The sequence below is a fragment of the Streptomyces sp. MNU89 genome (assembly GCF_020982505.1).
In the GTDB taxonomy this organism is placed as follows: Bacteria; Actinomycetota; Actinomycetes; order Streptomycetales; family Streptomycetaceae; genus Streptomyces; species Streptomyces xinghaiensis.
Genome location: NZ_JAJKLL010000001.1, coordinates 6686170 through 6702302 on the forward strand (window position 1 = coordinate 6686170; position 16133 = coordinate 6702302).

A 16133-nucleotide genomic window follows, 5' to 3' on the forward strand; every position below is an offset into this window, starting at 1 on the left:
CCCGTCCGCGAGCCGCTTCCGTACGAGTGAGAGGGCATCCCATCCCCATGACCGACACCGGCACTCCCCGGGACCTCCCGCGTTTCCCCGCGCACTTCCGCTTCGGCGCCGCCACCGCCGCGTACCAGATCGAGGGCGCCCACGACGAGGACGGCCGCGCGCCGTCCATCTGGGACACCTACTGCCGCACCCCCGGCAAGGTCGAGGGCGGCGCCACCGGGGACACCGCCTGCGACCACTACCACCGCTACCGCGAGGACATCGCCCTCCTGCGGGAACTCGGCGTGGACAGCTACCGCTTCTCCATCGCCTGGCCGCGGGTCCGCCCCGGCGGCGACGGTCAGGTCAACAAGGCGGGCCTGGACTTCTACGACCGGCTCACCGACCTCCTGCTGGAGGCGGGCATCACCCCCTGCGCGACCCTCTACCACTGGGATCTGCCGCAGGCCCTGGAGGACCGCGGCGGCTGGCGGATACGGGAGACGGCGGAGCTCTTCGCCGAGTACACGGCCGTCGTCGCCGGGCGGCTCGGGGACCGCGTCGGCCGCTGGATGACTCTCAACGAGCCGTTCTGCAGCGCCTTCCTCGGCTACGCGCGGGGCCGGCACGCGCCCGGCGCGCGCGAGGGCCGCGGGGCCCTGGCCGCCGCCCACCATCTGCTGGTCGGCCACGGCCTGGCCGTACGGGCGCTGCGCGAGGCCGGGGCCCGGGAGGTCGGCATCACGCTCAACCCGGAGCTGCTGGTCCCCGAGAGCGGCACCTCCGCCGACCGGGCGGCGGTGCGGCGCGCGAGGACCGTGCACAACGACATCTGGCTGGACCCGCTGTTCGCCGGCCGCTACCCGCGGTACGAGCGGGAGACCTGGGGCGAGCTCGCCGCGGATCCCTCCTGGCGGCTCGACGGCGACCTGGAGCTGATCGGACAGCCGCTCGACTTCGCCGGTATCAACTACTACCGCCCGATGACCGTGCGCGACGTCCCGCACACCGAGCCGGACCCCGCCGCGCGCACCGCCGTGGACATCGGCGCGGCCGAGCTCTGGCGCGAGGACGTCCGGCGGACCACCATGGGCTGGCCCGTCGTCCCGGAGGCCCTGGGCGAGCTCCTCACCGGGCTCACCCGGGAGTACCCGTCCCTGCCGCCCCTCCTCATCACGGAGAACGGCTCCTCGGAGGCCGACACCGTGGCCGACGACGGCTCCGTCCACGACGCGGACCGGGTCGCGTACCTCCGCGACCATCTGCGGGTGCTGGCGGACACGATCGCCGCGGGCGTGGACGTCCGCGGCTACTTCGTCTGGTCCCTGCTCGACAACTTCGAATGGGCGTTCGGCTATGACCGGAGGTTCGGGATCGTCCGGGTCGACTACGACACGCTGGAGCGCACCCCGAAGGACAGCTTCCACTGGTACCGGTCGCTGATCGCGGACCACCGGGCCCGGCACGGCGGCGCCCCCCGGACCACCGGCTGACCGGACGGTCCGCGTCCCGCCGCGGGTGGCTGCGGCGGGACGCGGACGAGGGGGACGGTGCGGCTCAGCTCGCGGCCGCGCCGCTGCCGTAGGGCGCGTACAGGTCCAGCAGGCGGGTGCGGGCGGCCGTCAGCCGGTGCGCGACGACCCCCGCGACCGCGGTGGACATCGCCCGGCCCAGCACCGGGTCCTCGTCCAGCAGCGCCAGCACCTCCGCCGCTTCGAACTGGTAGGCCCGTACGGGGCTGAGGGCCTCCGCGCCGAAGTTCCAGCGCCGGGGCGGGATGAGCCAGGACCAGCCGAGCAGATCGCCCGTGCCGAGCGTCTCCACGGTGGGGGAGCGGCGGCCGGGCACGTGCACGTCGACCGTGACGCTGCCGGACTTGATCAGCCAGAAGCGGTCGGCCGTCCGGCCCTCCTCGAAGATCCGCGTCCCGGCCGGGAAGACGACCTCCCGGGACAGCTCCATCAGCCTCTCGCGCTGCTCCTGCGTCAGCGCGGCGAGTACGCCGTTCCTGTTGGTCATCATCCGCTCCCTTCGCACACTTCGGTGTCCCCTGTCGATGATCCGCCTGCGGGGGCGCCTCCGTACGGGGCCGAAAGTCCCCGAATCGGGGTGCCGTACCGCCCTGCCGGGGAACAGGGGAGGGTGCGACGGTGGAGCCGTGAGGCCGGCGAGAGGGCCGGCGGGAGAGAGGAGACGGTGGACCGATGGAACTGCCCGTGGTCGTGGGTGTCGACGGTTCGGAACACAGCCTGGCCGCACTGGACTGGGCGGTGGACGAGGCCGCCCGCCACGGGGCGGCCCTGAGGATCGTGCACGCCTCCCTGTGGGGCGCGTACGAGGGCTCCGAGTCCGCCGCGGGCACCGCCCGCTTCGCCGAGCCGCTGCCGGTCGAGAAGATCCTCGGGGCCGCCGAGGAACGCGCCCGCAAGCGGGAACCCCGGCTGGTGGTCGCCACCGAGGCCGTCCCCGACGACCCCGCGGCCGCCCTGGTCCGGGAGGGCCGCAACGCCTCGCTCCTCGTCACCGGCAGCCGGGGCCGGGGCGCCATCAGCGGTCTGCTGCTGGGCTCGGTCGGCCTGGCGGTGGCGGCCCGCTCCGACTGCCCGGTGGTCGTGGTCCGCGGCACGGACCACGGTCCGGCCGCGTCCGGCGGGCGGGTCGTGCTCGGCGCGGGAGACGAGACGGACGGCGCCACCGCCGCCCGCTTCGCCCTCCGCGAGGCCGAGGCCCGCGGGGCCGGACTGACCGCCGTACGGGCCTGGCGCCGCCCGCACGAGCCGATGCGGCACCCCCTGCTCACCGGAAACCCCGGCCAGGCGGAGGAGGAGCAGGCCGAGTGGATCCTGGAGGAACTGCTGCGCGAACCGCGGCGCGACCACCCCGGGGTCGAGGTCACCCACGAGATCGTCGAGGGCCCGGCGCGCAAGGTCCTGCTGGACGCCTCCCGCACCGCCGGCCTGCTGGTCGTGGGCGCGCGCCGGCGCGAGGGACACCTCGGCCTCCAGCTCGGCATCGTCAACCACGCCGTGCTGCACCACGCCGCATGCCCCGTGGCCGTCGTCCCCGAGCGGCACTGACCACGCTCCCGCCCGGGCCGGACCAGCGTCGGCCCGGGCGGCCGTCCGCAGCCGTACCGCACCGGAGAGGGAACGCCCGTGCACGAGGACCCCGCGACGGACGCCCCGGCCCCCGCACGGGGCCCGGATCCGCGGCAGGACCCGCAGCAGGCGGCCGCGGCCCCCGTGCCCGCCCCGCGGGCCTGGGTCCTGGACACCGACGGGGTCATCACCGACTCCGCCCGGGTGCACGCCGCGGCCTGGAAGACGGCCTTCGACGCCTGCCTGCGCGACAACCCGCCGCCCGACCCGGCCGCCCGCCGCCCCTTCGACCCCGGCGACGACTACCGCCGCCACGTCGACGGCAGGGCCCGTCTCGACGGTGCCGCCGCCTTCCTCGTCTCACGCGGACTGCGCCTGCCCGCCGGAGACCCCGGCGACCCGCCCGGCACCGGCACGGTGCGGGCCGTCGCCGCCCTCAAGGAGCGCCTCTTCACCGAACGCCTCGGGGCCGGCGGCATCGAGGCCTACCCCGGCACCGTCCGGCTGCTGCGCGCGCTGAAGCGGGCCGGTGTGCCCCGCGCCGCCGCCTCCGCCTCCCGGCACGCCGGCGAACTGCTGGAGAGCGCGGGAGTACGGGACCTGTTCGACGCCCTCGTCGACGGCCGTGAGACGGCCCGGCTCGGGCTGCCCGGCAAACCCGACCCCGCGCTCTTCCTGGAGGCCGCCGCCCGGCTGGGCGTACCGGCCCGCGAAACCGCCGTCGTCGAGGACGCGCTGGCCGGCGTCGAGGCCGGCCGCCGCGGCGGGTTCGGTCTGGTCGTGGGCGTGAGCCGGACCGAGGACGAGGGCGCAGCCGAGGATCTGCGCCGGCACGGCGCCGACCGCGTGGTCCGCGACCTCGCCGAACTCCTGTCCGGGCCCGGACCGGGTGTGATCCCCGGCCCCGGGGTGAGCCCCCGTCCCGGCCCCGAGACCGAGAAAGGCCCGGCATGAACGACTGGACCTGGAGGTACGAGGGCTACGACCCGGCCCGGGAACGCCTCCGCGAAGCCCTGTGCACCCTCGGCAACGGCTACTTCGCCACCCGCGGCGCCGCCCCCGAGTGCACCGCCGACGGCGTGCACTACCCCGGCACCTATGCCGCCGGCTGCTACAACCGGCTCACCTCCACCGTCGCCGGACGCGAGGTCGAGAACGAGGACATGGTCAACCTGCCGAACTGGCTGCCGCTGCGCTTCCGCGCCCACAGCGACGGCACGGCGGACACCGCCCCGGAGACCGCCTGGTTCTCACCCGACGCCGGGAGCCTCCTCGCCCACGAGCAGACCCTCGACCTGCGCTCCGGCACGCTGACCCGCGACTTCCGCTGCGAGGACACGGCCGGCCGCCGCATCCGCGTCGAACAGACCCGCTTCCTGCACATGGCCGACCCGCACCTCGCCGTGCTGCGCACCGTCCTCGAACCGGAGAACTGGTCGGGTCTCCTGGACGTCGAGTCCGGACTCGACGGCGAGGTCACCAACTCCGGTGTGGCCCGTTACCGCGACCTCGCCGGGCGCCATCTCACCGGCGTCACCACCGGCATCCGGGAACCGGACACCGTCTGGCTCCACTGCCGTACCACCCGCTCCGACATCGGCATCGGCATGGCCGCGCGGACCACCACCACACCCCAGCCCGTCTCCTCCCGGCTGGAACCGGGCACCGCGCACACCCGCCGGCTGCTGCTCCTGCCCGCCGCGCCCGGCAGGCCCGCCACCGTCGACAAGACCGTCGCCCTGCACACCTCCCGCGACCCGGCCGTCGGCGACCCGCTCCAGGCCGTCCTCGACCGGGCCGGACAGGCACCCCCCTACGCGGACCTGCTCGCCTCCCACCGCCGGGCCTGGCACGAACTGTGGGAGCGCGCCGAGCTGGACGTCCCCGGCGAGGCCGGCCGCATCCTGCGGTTCCACCTCTTCCACGTCCTGCAGACCCTCTCGCCGCACACCGCCGGACTCGACGTCGGCGTGCCCGCGCGGGGCCTGCACGGCGAGGCGTACCGGGGCCACGTCTTCTGGGACGAACTGTTCGTGCTGCCGTATCTGAACCTGCACTTCCCGGAGGTGTCCCGCGCCCTGCTGGACTACCGGCACCGGCGGCTGCCCCGCGCCTGCCGCTCCGCGCGCGAGGCGGGCCGCCTCGGCGCGATGTACCCGTGGCAGAGCGCCGCCGACGGCCGCGAGGAGACCCAGGAGGTCCATCTCAACCCGCGCTCCGGCCGCTGGCTGCCCGACCACTCCCGGCTCCAGCACCATGTCGGCTCCGCGGTGGCCTACAACGTCTGGCACTACTGCGAGGCCACCGGGGACACCGGCTATCTGCAGACCAGGGGCGCCGAGATGCTGACGCAGATCGCGCGCTTCTGGGCGAGCGGCGCCGAGTTCGACCCGGCGCTGGGCCGCTACCGCATCCGCGGGGTGGTCGGCCCCGACGAGTACCACGAGGGCTACCCGGACGCGTCCGCCCCGGGGCTCGACGACAACGCGTACACCAACGTCACCGCCGCCTGGGTGCTCACCCGCGCCCTGGAGGTCGTCCGCGCCCTGCCCGAGCCGCGCCGCCGGCAGCTCTTCGAGGAGACCGGCACGGACCCCGGCGAACCGGACCGCTGGGAGGAGGTGTCCCGCCGGCTGCACGTGCCCTTCCACCGGGGGGTCATCAGCCAGTTCGAGGGCTACGGCGAACTCGCCGAGCTGGACTGGGACGGCTACCGCCGCCGTTACGGCAACATCCGCCGGCTGGACCGCATCCTGGAGGCCGAGGGCGACAGCGCCAACCGCTACCAGGCGTCCAAGCAGGCCGACGCACTGATGCTCGGCTATCTCTTCCCGCCCGCCGAACTCGCGGGGATCTTCCGGCACCTGGGCTACGAACTCGACGACGACACCTGGCGGCGGACCGTCGACTACTACCTGCGCCGCACCTCGCACGGCTCGACGCTCAGCGGCCTGGTGCACGGCTGGGTCCTGGCCCGGGTGCGGCGGGCCGAAGCGTGGGAGTTCTGCCTGGAGGCGCTGAAGGGCGATGTGGCCGACATCCAGGGCGGCACGACCGAGGAGGGCATTCACCTCGGCGCCATGGCCGGCACTCTCGACCTCGTGCAGCGGGGTCTGACCGGGATGGACCCGCGCGCCGACGCGCTCGTCCTCGACCCCGCGCCGCTGCCGGAACTGTCCGAGTACTGCTTCACCGTCCGCTACCACAACCACTGGGGCCTGGCCATGCGGCTGAGTCCTGGTCAACTCCGCATTGACGTACCGGCGTCCGACGAACCGCCGGTCCGGCTGGTGCTCCCCGACCGGTCCGTCACGCTCGACCCCGGCGAGTCCTGCACGCTGGAGCTGACGGAGCCGTAGGCCGGGAGTCCGCGGCCCGGGGCCCCGCGGTGCGCGGCGGATCCGCCGGGTAGGGAAGACTCGGACGGGACACCCGGCGCGGCAACCGCCGGCGCGCCGGTGTCCCCACGACCGATCCGCCCCACTCAGCACACGGAGGTAACTCCCATGCCCCGACCCGTCGTCGCCGGTCTGGACGGCACCCGGGCCAGTTTCGCGGCCGCCGACTGGGCGGCCCGGGAGGCGCTCCTGCGGGAGCTGCCGATGACCCTGGTGCACGCCTGGAGCTGGGAACCGGTCGACCTGCCCGTCACCCGGGACGAGGAGACCCAGCGGGAGGCGGCGCGGCGGATGCTGCACGAGGCCGCGGCCGGGCTGGAGGAGCGGTACCCCGATCTGGACCTCACCGTCGAACAGCCCCCGGCGCCCGCCGTCGCGGCCCTGCTGGAGCGGAGCGAGCACGCCGAGATGCTCGTCCTCGGCACCCGCGGCTACGGCCCCCTGCTCGGCTTCCTGCTGGGCTCGGTCGGCCTCCAGGTGCTCGGCCGGGCCGGCGGTCCGGTGGTCATGGTGCGGGCGGCCGAGGACGAGAGCGACCGGCCGGAGCGGCGACGGGACGAGGTCGTGGCCGGCCTGCACCAGCTCACGGCCGGAGGTGAACCGGTCTTCGCGTTCGCCTTCGCCCACGCGGCGGCCCACGGCATGCGGCTCCGCGCCGTACGGGCCTGGAGCCTGCCCACGGTCTTCAACTACAGCCCGGCGGCCATGAAGCTCGCCGACGAGTCCGGCGGCATCGAGGCGCACGAGAAGAAGCTGCTCCACGACGCGCTGAAGCCCTGGCGGGAGCGGTACCCCGAGGTGGAGGTCGTCGAGCACGTGGACATCGGTGCCGCGGCGGAGGTGCTGCTGAGCGCCTCGGCCCGGGCCGGGCTCATGGTCGTCGGCCGCCGCGGGAACCCGGGCCGCGGCCGTCATCTGGGTCCGGTGGCCCACGCGACGCTGCACCACGCCGACTGCCCCGTCGCGGTGGTGGCCCACGACTGACACGGGGGCGGGGCTGCGGCCCGTGGCGTCACCACCGGCGCCGGAGCCCCTTCCCCGCGTTCCTCGTTTTCCGCCGGGGCCCTGCCGCGCCTTCGCTACGGCAGCGGGGTGCCGCCCGTCGCGTTCAGGATCTCCGCCGTGATGAAGCTCGCGTCCTGCGAGGCGAGGTAGACGAACGCCGGGGCCATCTCCGCCGGCTGGGCCGGGCGCCCGAGCGGTGCCTGCTTACCGAACTTCTCCGTGTCGGGCATCGTCGCCGGGATCAGCGGGGTCCAGACCGGGCCGGGCGCCACCGCGTTGACGCGGATGCCGCGGTCGGCGAGGTACTGCGCCAGCCCCTGGGTGAACGTGACGATGGCGCCCTTGGTGGTCGCGTAGTCCAGCAGATGCGGGCTCGCCTTGTACGCCTGTACGGATGTGGTGTTGATGATGCTGCCGCCCTCGGGGATGTGCGGCAGGGCCATCTTGGAGAGCCAGAACATGCCGTACAGATTGGTCCGCATCGTCCGGTCGAACTGCTCGGTGGTGATGCCCTCGATGCTCTCCGGCTGCGCCATCTGGAACGCCGCGTTGTTCACCAGGACGTCGATCCGCCCGAACTCCTGGACCGCGCGGGCCACCAGCGCGCGGCACTCGGCCTCCTCGCGGATGTCGCAGGAGACGGCGACCGCCCGCCGCCCGGCGTCCTCGACGAGCCGGGCGGTCTCCCGGGCGTCCTTCTCCTCTTCCTCCAGATAGGTGAACAGGACATCGGCGCCCTCGCGGGCGAAGGCCAGCGCCACGGCCCGTCCGATGCCCGAGTCCCCGCCGGTGACGATGGTGCGGCGACCCTCCAGCCTGCCGCTGCCCCGGTAGGACGACTCGCCGTGGTCGGGTTCGGGCCGCATCTCCTCCGTGTGGCCGGGGTGCGGCTGGTCCTGCTGCGGGAAGTCCGGCCGCGGGTGCCGCGTCACGGGATTCTGCTGGTTGTCGCTCATCCAAGCCGTCCTGTTTCTTCCGTTTGTGGGTGTGCATCGGGTGCCCTGCCGCACGCCGGAAAAACCGCCGCACGGCCCGTACGGAGGGTGCACGCGCCGCGGGGCGGCGGCGCGGAGGAATATGCCTCCGGCTGAACACACCGCCGCCCCCGCCCGTAAGAGAGGAGCAGGCGGGCTGGCCGCCGCACGGGCTGAGGAGGTCCCCCTCGCATGACCGCGCATCGCACGGCTGTGCCGGCCGTAGTCGCCGGTGCCGCCGCTCTGCTGTTCCCCGCCCTGACCGCGGCCCCGGCGGCCGCCCACGGGGCGCCGACCGGCCCGCTCAGCCGCGCCGCCGCCTGCGGGCCGGAGGGCGGCGCGTACGCGCGGTCCGCCGCCTGCCGCGCCGCCGTCGCCGCCAACAAGGGGCAGCCGCTGGGCGCCTGGGACAACCTCCGGCGGGCGGACACCGGCGGCCGGGAGCGCGAACGCCGGGTCATCCCGGACGGCCGGCTGTGCAGCGCGGGCCTCGACGCCCACCGCGGCCTGGACACCCCGCGCACCGACTGGCCGGTCACGGAGCTGTCCGCCGGTTCCCGGCTCACCCTCGGCTACGAGGGCACGATCCCGCACCCGGGCACCTTCGACCTGTATCTGACCCGGCCCGGATACGATCCGTCGTCCCCCCTGACCTGGTCGGACCTGGATTCCAAGCCCTTCGCGTCCGTCACCGGCCCGCAGCTCGCGGACGGCTCCTACCGCATCCGGGGCCGCCTCCCCGCCGACCGGACCGGACGCCATCTGCTCTACACGGTCTGGCGGACCACGGACTCCTCGGACACCTACTACTCCTGCTCCGACCTGCTGCTCGTCCCGGCCGGGACGGCGGGGGGCGCCGGGGACGACGACGGCCCGCGGGACCGTCCCGCCCGGGACCGGGGCGAACGCGGCGGCGAGTCGGCGCCCGGCCCGGCCGGGAAGACCCCGGCCACGGAGTCCGCCGGCCCGGATGCCGCCGGAACCCCGGAGGCTCCGGACGCCGGCGAACCGGCGGACGGGGCGGCGGGTGCCGGGGACGACACCCCGCGACCGGCCCCGCGGGCCGTGGCCTCGTCCTTCTCCGCCACGGACTCCTGGCTGGTGCCGGCCGGCGCCGCGGCGCTCCTCGCGGGCGGCGCCGCCGTGGTCACGCTTCTCCTCCGCCGCCGGCGCTCCTGACCGGCAGGCGCCGGCACCGCCGATCCACCGCCGCCGCGGACGCGTCCGCGGCGCACCGAACCGACAAGGAGCTCCCCGCCGTGTCCCAACCGCTCGATACCGGCGTGCTGCGCAGCACCGCGCACAGCCCGTCCTGGGCCATGCTCAACCGCCTCTCGGGGAACGACACGTCCGGTGGCGCGGCGGGGGCCGTGCGGCAGGCCGAGGGGTCCGGGAGGGTGGCGGCCCCCGCGCCGCCGCCGGCGACCCCGCTGAACCCGGTGGCCCCGTACGGCAACGGCGCGGCCCCGCAGGCGCCGGGCGGCACACAGCAGCGGGTGGACTTCTGCATCCCCTGCAACCCGTATTTCCCGACCCCGCACATGTTCGGGCGGCTGCGGGACTCCCTGGAGACGATCCTCAAGTACTACCCGAGCGACGCCGACACCGTCACCGCCGAACTCTGCACCGTCCTCGGCCTCAACCCGCAGACCGTCGCCATGGGCAACGGCTCCACCGAGCTGATCACCTGGATCGACCATCTGCTGGTCGAGGAGAGCCTGGCCGTCCCGATCCCCACCTTCGGCCGCTGGACCGACCAGCCGATGGAGACCGGCAAGCGGGTGGACATGTTCCCGCTGCGGGAGGAGCAGGACTTCGCGCTCGACCTCCAGGAGTACGTGCGGTTCATCCGGCGGCGCGGCTCCCGGGTGGCCGTGGTGTGCAACCCCAACAACCCCGACGGCGGCTATCTCCGCCGCAGCCAGATCGTCTGGCTGCTGGACGAACTCGCCGATCTCGACCTGGTGGTGATCGACGAGTCGTTCATCGACTTCGTCGACGCCGAGCGCGCCCCGTCCGTCGCCGACGAGGCCACGATCCGGCCCAATGTCGTCGTTCTCAAGAGCCTCGGCAAGAACTTCGGCCTGCACGGCATCCGCTTCGGCTACTGCGTCGCCAACCCGGCCCTCGCGGCCACCATCCGGAACGCGCTGCCGAAGTGGAACCTCAACGCCTTCGCCGAGACCGTGGTCTTCATGCTCAAGGAGTACGGCGCCGAGTACCAGCAGAGCCTGAGCATGCTGGCGAGCGACCGCGCCAACATGGCCATGGCCCTGGCGGCGCTGCCGGAGCTGGTGGTCTTCCTCTCCCAGGGCAACTTTCTGCTCGTCAAGCTGCCGAACGGGGTGGACGGAGTCGCCCTGCGGGACCGGCTGCTGACCGAACACGGCCTCTACGTCCGGGAGTGCGGCAACAAGCTCGGCAGCAGCAGCCGCTTCCTCCGGCTGGTCGTCAGGCCGTACGCGGACGTCGAGAGACTCGTGGCGGCCCTGCGCACCTGTCTTTACGGCACCCGGCCGTCGCCGCAGCAGCCGCAACCGCAGCCGCAGCCGGCGGCGCAGCAGCCGCGGCCGGCGCAGCAGCCCCCGCATCAGGCGCTCGCGGCGCTGCCGGTGGGGGCCGCGGTCTCCTGACCCTCCTGGTCTGGAGCCCCGGTCCCCGGCACGGGCGGGGACCGGGCGGGGAGCGGACGGGCGGGCGGAAACGGAACCGGGCGGGGCGAGCGGGCCGGAGCGCCCGGGTGGAGGAAGGCGGGTGGAGGAGGGGCGAACGGACGGGCTCGGGGCCTGCGGTGGCACGTCACCGACGGTCCCGGGCGGCGGCGTTCGTGAGAACGTTGGGGCACAGCGATACGACTGGTCCGGGAGGCGGCGCGATGGTGCTATCGGCGCGAGAGGTGTTGGACGAAGCGGTACGGGAACTCGCACCTGACTCCGGGGGCAACCGCTTCGTCGCCCGCGTCGCGGAGGGCACCGCGCCCCCGGAAGCGCTCGCGGTCTTCGCCCTCGAACAACGGCACATCATCGGTTCCGATCGCTGCAGCTTCCTCCATCTGGCGGACCGGGCCGCCGCGGAGCCCGCCGTCGAGGCGTTCTTCACCGGCCTGGCGCAGGGCGAGACCCTGGCCCTGGACCGGCTCGCGGACCTGGAGGCGGCCTGTGGCCTCGACGCGGACACCGTCCGTGACTACGAGCCCCTGCCCGGCTGCCAGACCTACCCGGCCTACGTCTCCTGGCTCGCGCTCAACGCCGAGCCGGTCGAGGCCGTCATCGCCCTCACCGCCAACTTCGCGGCCTGGGGCAACTATTGTGCGGAGATGAGCCGCGGCCTGCGCCGCCACTACGGCTTCACGGACGCGGCCTGCGGCTTCGTCGACTTCTTCGCCACCCCCGCGCCGGAGGTCACCGAACAGGCGCTGGACGCCGTGCAGTCCGGCCTGGACGCCGGACTGCGGTTCGGGCGCCGGGCGGTGCACCACTACGGTCTGCTGCTCCAGACCTACGAACTCATGTTCTGGGACACGCTCGCCGAACCGGCCGTCGTCCGCCGCCCGGCGGAGTCCCGCCGGGACGGCAGCCGCGCCGGCACCTGAACGGGCCGGCGGCGGCCCACCCCGTGTACGCCGGGGCCGGCCGCCGCACCGCGACCGCTCATCCCTCCCGGCTCCTGCGGGTCCGCGAGCGGTTCTCCTTGCGCACGGCTTCCAGCAGTTCCCGCCGCGACATCTTCGACCGGCCGGCGATGTCCATCCGCTGGGCCAGCTCGTACAGATGCGCCTTGGAGGCCTGCTCGTCGACGCCCTCGCCGGTCGGCCCGCTCTGCGGCCGCGGCTGCGCCGCCCGCCGGTCGGACGGCCCCTTGCGGCCGCTCTCCTTGCGCTCCCAGTGGTCGCCCACCTTCTCGTACATGTGTTTGAGCGCGCCGAACGCCACCCGGTGCGCACGCTCGCCCTCGCCGTACTCCTCCACGGCCGAGTCGTGCGCCTTGATCCAGGTGCGCTGCGCCTTCTTGTCGGAGCGCTCCAGGGTCGAGGGGAGTTCCTTGCGTCCCGGCACCGGGACCACCTGCCTTCTCCGTCGGTCTCCGTCATCCGGTTCATCTGGTTCGTCCGGCCGGCCGACGGCCGGATCCCTCCCGGGTACCCGGCAGCGGCCCCTGATACCCGATGCCCGCCGTCCCGGCCCCGGCGCATGCCGTCCCGGCCGCGGTGCGGATATGGGATCTTGTTCTGGTGACCGGACCCGGCCGCCTCGCGGCGGGGGCCGGACGCCGCCGCACGGCGGTCTTCACCACCGGCCCCGGGGGAGGAACTCCACACCATGAGCACCGTCGGATCCGTTCTCGTCATCGGCGGCGGCACGGCCGGAAACGGCCTCACCGTGCTGCTGCGCCGGGCCGGGATCGAGGTGGAACTGGTCGAGGCCGCGGCGGACTGGAACGCCCGGACGGGCTCCGGCCTCACCCTCCAGGGCAACGCCCTGCGGGTGCTGCGCGAGATCGGCGTGTGGGAACAGGCGCGCGACCGGGGTTTCGCCTTCGACACCCTCGGGATGACCGCCCCCGACGGCACGGTGCTCCGGGTGATGCGGGACCTGCGCACCGGTGGCGAGGACCTCCCCGCCACCCTGGGCATCGGCCGCCCCCGGCTCCAGCGCGTTCTGATGGAGGCCGTCCGCGCGTCCGGCGCCCGGGTCCGGCTCGGCACCACCGTCAGCTCGCTCGACCAGGACCCGGACGGTGTCTCCGCACGCTTCGCCGACGGCGGCTCCGGCCGCTACGACCTCGTCGTGGCCACCGACGGTCTGCACTCACCGACCCGCGAACTGATCGGGATCCCGGACCGCCCGCAGCCCACCGGCATGGGCATCTGGCGGGCCACGGCACCCCGCCCCGAGGGCGTCGGGCGCACCGACCTCACCTACGGCGGCCCGTGCTGGATCGCCGGCTACTGCCCCACCGGCGAGGACTCCCTCTACGCCTACCTCGTCGAGCCGGCCCGCGACCCGGCCGCCCTCGACCCGGCGCGCCACGCGGAGGAGATGCGGACCCTCGCGGCCGGCTACGGCGGCGTCTGGAAGACGATCGGCGAGCACCTCACCGATCCGGAACGGGTCCACTACACCTGGTTCCACCGGCTGCTGGTGGAGGGGCCGTGGCACCGGGGCCGCGTCGTCCTCGCTGGGGACGCCGCCCACGCCTGCCCGCCGACCCTCGCCCAGGGCGCCGCGATGTCCCTGGAGGACGTCTCCGTCCTGGCCGGTCTCCTCACCGGCGCCGACGCGGCGGAATCCTCCCTCGACGCGCTGCTCACGGCCTACCGGGAGCGCCGGATGCCGCGCGTGCGCAGGGTCGTGGACGCCTCGGTGCAACTGGGGGAGTGGCTGATGCGCGGCGACCGCGCCGCGGACGCCCCGGGCCTGATCGGCCGCACCATGGCCGCCCTGAGCGAGCGGCCGTAACGGGCGGCCGCCGGTACCTCCGGCACCCCGCCGCACCCGGACATCGGCCCACAAGGGGTTTGAGCGGGCGCATTCCGTGTAAACCGGTGGCGGAGGCCGCGGGTGAGTGAGTGCGGAATGGCACCGGCCCCCGGCCCGGACGGAGGCATGACTGTGAGCCCTGTGAAGGAGATGCTGAGGACCTACCCGGCCGATCTCGGCGGTGTCGACCGCGAGGCGATGGAACGCTGCATCGAGGAGTGCCTCGCCTGCATGCAGGCGTGTACGGCGTGCGCCGACGCCTGCCTGTCGGAGGACGACCCCGGCTCGCTGCGGAAGTGCATCCGGACGAACACGGACTGCGCCGACGTCTGCGACACCACGGCCCGCGTGCTCTCCCGCCACACCGAGTACGACGCCAACATCACCGGCGCCGTCGTCCAGGCCTGCGCCACGGTCTGCAAGTCCTGCGGCGACGAGTGCGCCCGGCACGCCGACATGCACGAGCACTGCCGCGTCTGCGCCGAGGCCTGCCGCCGCTGTGAGGAGGCCTGCAACGCACTCCTGGCCACGCTCGGCTGAACAGTCGCCACCGGAAACGCACGGCGGCCCCCGAGGGGCGGGCCGGGCGCGACGGAGCCCGCGAGGGGCGGCCGGGCACCTCCCGGCCGCCCCTCGCGGCGAGCGCGGGGGCGGAAACCGGCGAGCCGGGAAACGGGCGGTCCATCAGCCCGCGGCCACGGATGGACGCCGTTCACCCCGCGCCGAAGGGATCCGTCATCCGCGCGAGGTGGGCGTCCAAGGGCTCGACGCGCCCGGGGAGCGGCGTACCCACGTCCCACCACCGCTGTGAGTCCCCGGGCCGGTGCCGGTCTTCGACGAGCCCCTCCACGGTCCGGGCCCGGACAACGCCTGAGGTGCTCGGCGGGGCCGGTTCTTACAAGTGCGCGAAAGGGACGTGGTGATGAAGGGTGCCCTGCGGTTCGACGGGTGGATCGCGGGGGTCGGGACCGCCTCCGGGACGCGCATGGTGGTGGGGCACTGGCCCCGGTCGCCGTTCGGGCCGTTCAGTGATGTCATGGTCGAACGGCCGGACGGGGAGCGGCTGTTGCTCGCACCGACCCGGCACACCGCCGACTTCGTCGGCGGTGTCTACCGCTTCGACCGGGTGCTCGTCACCCCGGTGGCGGTCGGCACGGCCGGAGCGGTGTGGAACGTCACCGCCCGGCCGCTGAGCCTGCGGTTCACCACCGGGCGGCGCGGCCCTCTCGGATGGCTGCTGCGCTGCGTGCCCGCACCGCTCGCCGCCCGTCCCGCCTGGGTCGCGCTGACCGACGTCCCCGCCCGGCTGCTGCCCGGGGTGCGGGCCAGGGGCAGCGCCGCCGGGGGGAGCCGCGAGTGGTACGGGGCGCGGGACCTGCTGCCCGTCGTCGGGGCCACCGCCCGTTTCGACGGCGAGGACCTCGGCGCCCTTGCGCCCGTCGCGCCCCCGGTCCGGTTCGGTTTCGGCTCCACTCCGCGCGGGCCCGCCCTGGTGCGGGTGGTCACGACGGTGGTGCCGGCGCCGGGGTGACGGGGTGACGGGTCCCGTCCGTCCCCGGTCCGCCGGGCGCTACGCGCCGGTCGTGCGCGCGTACGTCAGGAAGGCCGCGCCGCTGCCCAGGACCGTGTGGCCGGTGAGTTCCCAGCGGCGGGGGTCGAAGGCGGCACGGGGGGAGAAGAGGGAGACACCGTTGCCGACGGTCAGCGGGCTCAGTTTGATGATCAGTTCGTCGATCTCGCCGTAGAGCGCCCCGGCCAGTGCGCCGCCGCCGATCAGCCAGATGTCCTTGCCGTTGCCGCCGTCCTCCCGCTTGAGCTCCCGGACCTTCGCCACCGGGTCCCCGGGGACGAGTTCGACCGCCGGGTCCGGGCTCTCGCTCAGGGTGCGGGTGACCACCAGGTGCCGCAGGTGCGGGTAGGCATCGGTGATGTCCGCCTTGAGGCCGATCTCGTAGGTGCGCCGGCCCTCGATGACGGTGTCGAAGCGCTTGGCCTCCCCCGTGACGGACAGCGCGGCCCGCGCCGGGGCGGGCAGGGTCTCCGGGTACTCGGCCACGATGTGGGCGAGGTAGTCCTCCGGGATCGGCCAGAAGCCGCCGGGACCGGTGGGGTCGGCCCCGTCCGGGCCCGCGATGAAACCGTCCAGGGTGGAGGCGATGTAGTAGACGAGCTTGCGCACGGGGGACCTTTCGTCGATCG

At 74.4% G+C, this 16133-nt stretch carries 15 protein-coding genes; 11 read left to right on the forward strand and 4 right to left on the reverse strand.

Annotated features, from left to right (window positions below):
* Positions 1–47: 47 nt before the first annotated feature.
* A complete protein-coding gene (locus E4N63_RS28690) occupies positions 48–1472 on the forward strand; it encodes a GH1 family beta-glucosidase (protein WP_230242080.1) in 1425 nt (474 codons plus the stop codon).
* Positions 1473–1536: 64 nt separating this feature from the next.
* On the opposite strand, the gene E4N63_RS28695 is transcribed toward E4N63_RS28690, so the two are convergent.
* Positions 1537–1998 carry a Crp/Fnr family transcriptional regulator gene (locus E4N63_RS28695; RefSeq protein WP_125625845.1) on the reverse strand — a complete coding sequence of 154 codons (462 nt, stop codon included), beginning with the start codon at positions 1996–1998 and terminating at the stop codon, positions 1537–1539.
* Between the two features lie 185 nt (positions 1999–2183).
* Between E4N63_RS28695 and E4N63_RS28700 the strand changes: the two genes are divergently transcribed.
* The 4 genes from E4N63_RS28700 to E4N63_RS28715 all read left to right on the forward strand — a co-directional run bounded on the left by E4N63_RS28700 (position 2184) and on the right by E4N63_RS28715 (position 7459).
* Positions 2184–3056 carry a universal stress protein gene (locus E4N63_RS28700; protein WP_230242081.1) on the forward strand — a complete coding sequence of 291 codons (873 nt, stop codon included), beginning with the start codon at positions 2184–2186 and terminating at the stop codon, positions 3054–3056.
* Positions 3057–3221: 165 nt separating this feature from the next.
* A complete protein-coding gene (locus E4N63_RS28705) occupies positions 3222–4031 on the forward strand; it encodes an HAD family phosphatase (protein WP_185831329.1) in 810 nt (269 codons plus the stop codon).
* Complete coding sequence (locus E4N63_RS28710) at positions 4028–6436, forward strand: glycoside hydrolase family 65 protein (RefSeq protein ID WP_230242082.1); 2409 nt, start codon at positions 4028–4030, stop codon at positions 6434–6436. Before E4N63_RS28705 ends, E4N63_RS28710 begins: the two co-directional genes overlap by 4 nt.
* A 147-nt stretch (positions 6437–6583) precedes the next feature.
* A complete protein-coding gene (locus E4N63_RS28715; RefSeq protein WP_125625841.1) occupies positions 6584–7459 on the forward strand; it encodes a universal stress protein in 876 nt (291 codons plus the stop codon).
* A 95-nt stretch (positions 7460–7554) separates the two neighbouring features.
* Here E4N63_RS28715 and E4N63_RS28720 read toward each other — a convergent pair whose 3' ends face one another.
* Positions 7555–8436, reverse strand: coding sequence for an SDR family oxidoreductase (locus tag E4N63_RS28720; RefSeq protein ID WP_230242083.1), 882 nt, complete (start codon positions 8434–8436; stop codon positions 7555–7557).
* Positions 8437–8646: 210 nt separating this feature from the next.
* Here E4N63_RS28720 and E4N63_RS28725 point away from each other — a divergent pair, with 210 nt between their 5' ends.
* The 3 genes from E4N63_RS28725 (at position 8647) to E4N63_RS28735 (ending at position 12046) form a co-directional block, all read left to right on the forward strand.
* Positions 8647–9633 (forward strand): lytic polysaccharide monooxygenase, encoded by a 987-nt coding sequence (locus tag E4N63_RS28725; RefSeq protein WP_125625839.1) that lies wholly within the window; start codon positions 8647–8649, stop codon positions 9631–9633.
* Between the two features lie 80 nt (positions 9634–9713).
* The gene (locus E4N63_RS28730; RefSeq protein ID WP_374112848.1) at positions 9714–11087 is read left to right on the forward strand and encodes a histidinol-phosphate transaminase; all 1374 of its coding nucleotides are present in this window, start codon (positions 9714–9716) and stop codon (positions 11085–11087) included.
* Positions 11088–11350: 263 nt separating this feature from the next.
* Complete coding sequence (locus tag E4N63_RS28735; protein ID WP_308188758.1) at positions 11351–12046, forward strand: transcriptional regulator; 696 nt, start codon at positions 11351–11353, stop codon at positions 12044–12046.
* 58 nt (positions 12047–12104) lie between these two features.
* Here E4N63_RS28735 and E4N63_RS28740 read toward each other — a convergent pair whose 3' ends face one another.
* On the reverse strand, positions 12105–12509 hold the full coding sequence (locus E4N63_RS28740) for a ChaB family protein (protein ID WP_125623809.1): 405 nt from the start codon (positions 12507–12509) through the stop codon (positions 12105–12107).
* 264 nt (positions 12510–12773) lie between these two features.
* Between E4N63_RS28740 and E4N63_RS28745 the strand changes: the two genes are divergently transcribed.
* From E4N63_RS28745 to E4N63_RS28755, 3 genes are all read left to right on the forward strand, one after another.
* On the forward strand, positions 12774–13913 hold the full coding sequence (locus E4N63_RS28745) for an FAD-dependent monooxygenase (RefSeq protein ID WP_230242086.1): 1140 nt from the start codon (positions 12774–12776) through the stop codon (positions 13911–13913).
* A gap of 147 nt (positions 13914–14060) precedes the next feature.
* Positions 14061–14474, forward strand: coding sequence for a four-helix bundle copper-binding protein (locus E4N63_RS28750; protein ID WP_230242087.1), 414 nt, complete (start codon positions 14061–14063; stop codon positions 14472–14474).
* 382 nt (positions 14475–14856) lie between these two features.
* Positions 14857–15465: a hypothetical protein gene (locus E4N63_RS28755; RefSeq protein WP_125623812.1), complete on the forward strand. Its 609-nt coding sequence runs from the start codon at positions 14857–14859 to the stop codon at positions 15463–15465.
* A 39-nt stretch (positions 15466–15504) separates the two neighbouring features.
* Here the strand turns inward: E4N63_RS28755 and E4N63_RS28760 are convergent, their stop codons facing one another.
* Entirely contained in the window at positions 15505–16113 is a 609-nt protein-coding gene (locus tag E4N63_RS28760) for a dihydrofolate reductase family protein (protein WP_125623813.1), read from the reverse strand.
* Positions 16114–16133 lie beyond the last annotated feature (20 nt).

What these genes read in the sequence shown, in the direction of transcription:
- E4N63_RS28690 (WP_230242080.1), top strand. Translation starts at nt 48, where the DNA reads ATGACCGACACCGGCACTCCCCGGGACCTCCCGCGTTTCCCCGCGCAC.
- E4N63_RS28695 (WP_125625845.1), bottom strand. Translation starts at nt 1,998, where the DNA reads ATGACCAACAGGAACGGCGTACTCGCCGCGCTGACGCAGGAGCAGCGC.
- E4N63_RS28700 (WP_230242081.1), top strand. Translation starts at nt 2,184, where the DNA reads ATGGAACTGCCCGTGGTCGTGGGTGTCGACGGTTCGGAACACAGCCTG.
- E4N63_RS28710 (WP_230242082.1), top strand. Translation starts at nt 4,028, where the DNA reads ATGAACGACTGGACCTGGAGGTACGAGGGCTACGACCCGGCCCGGGAA.
- E4N63_RS28715 (WP_125625841.1), top strand. Translation starts at nt 6,584, where the DNA reads ATGCCCCGACCCGTCGTCGCCGGTCTGGACGGCACCCGGGCCAGTTTC.
- E4N63_RS28720 (WP_230242083.1), bottom strand. Translation starts at nt 8,436, where the DNA reads ATGAGCGACAACCAGCAGAATCCCGTGACGCGGCACCCGCGGCCGGAC.
- E4N63_RS28725 (WP_125625839.1), top strand. Translation starts at nt 8,647, where the DNA reads ATGACCGCGCATCGCACGGCTGTGCCGGCCGTAGTCGCCGGTGCCGCC.
- E4N63_RS28745 (WP_230242086.1), top strand. Translation starts at nt 12,774, where the DNA reads ATGAGCACCGTCGGATCCGTTCTCGTCATCGGCGGCGGCACGGCCGGA.
- E4N63_RS28750 (WP_230242087.1), top strand. Translation starts at nt 14,061, where the DNA reads ATGACTGTGAGCCCTGTGAAGGAGATGCTGAGGACCTACCCGGCCGAT.
- E4N63_RS28755 (WP_125623812.1), top strand. Translation starts at nt 14,857, where the DNA reads ATGAAGGGTGCCCTGCGGTTCGACGGGTGGATCGCGGGGGTCGGGACC.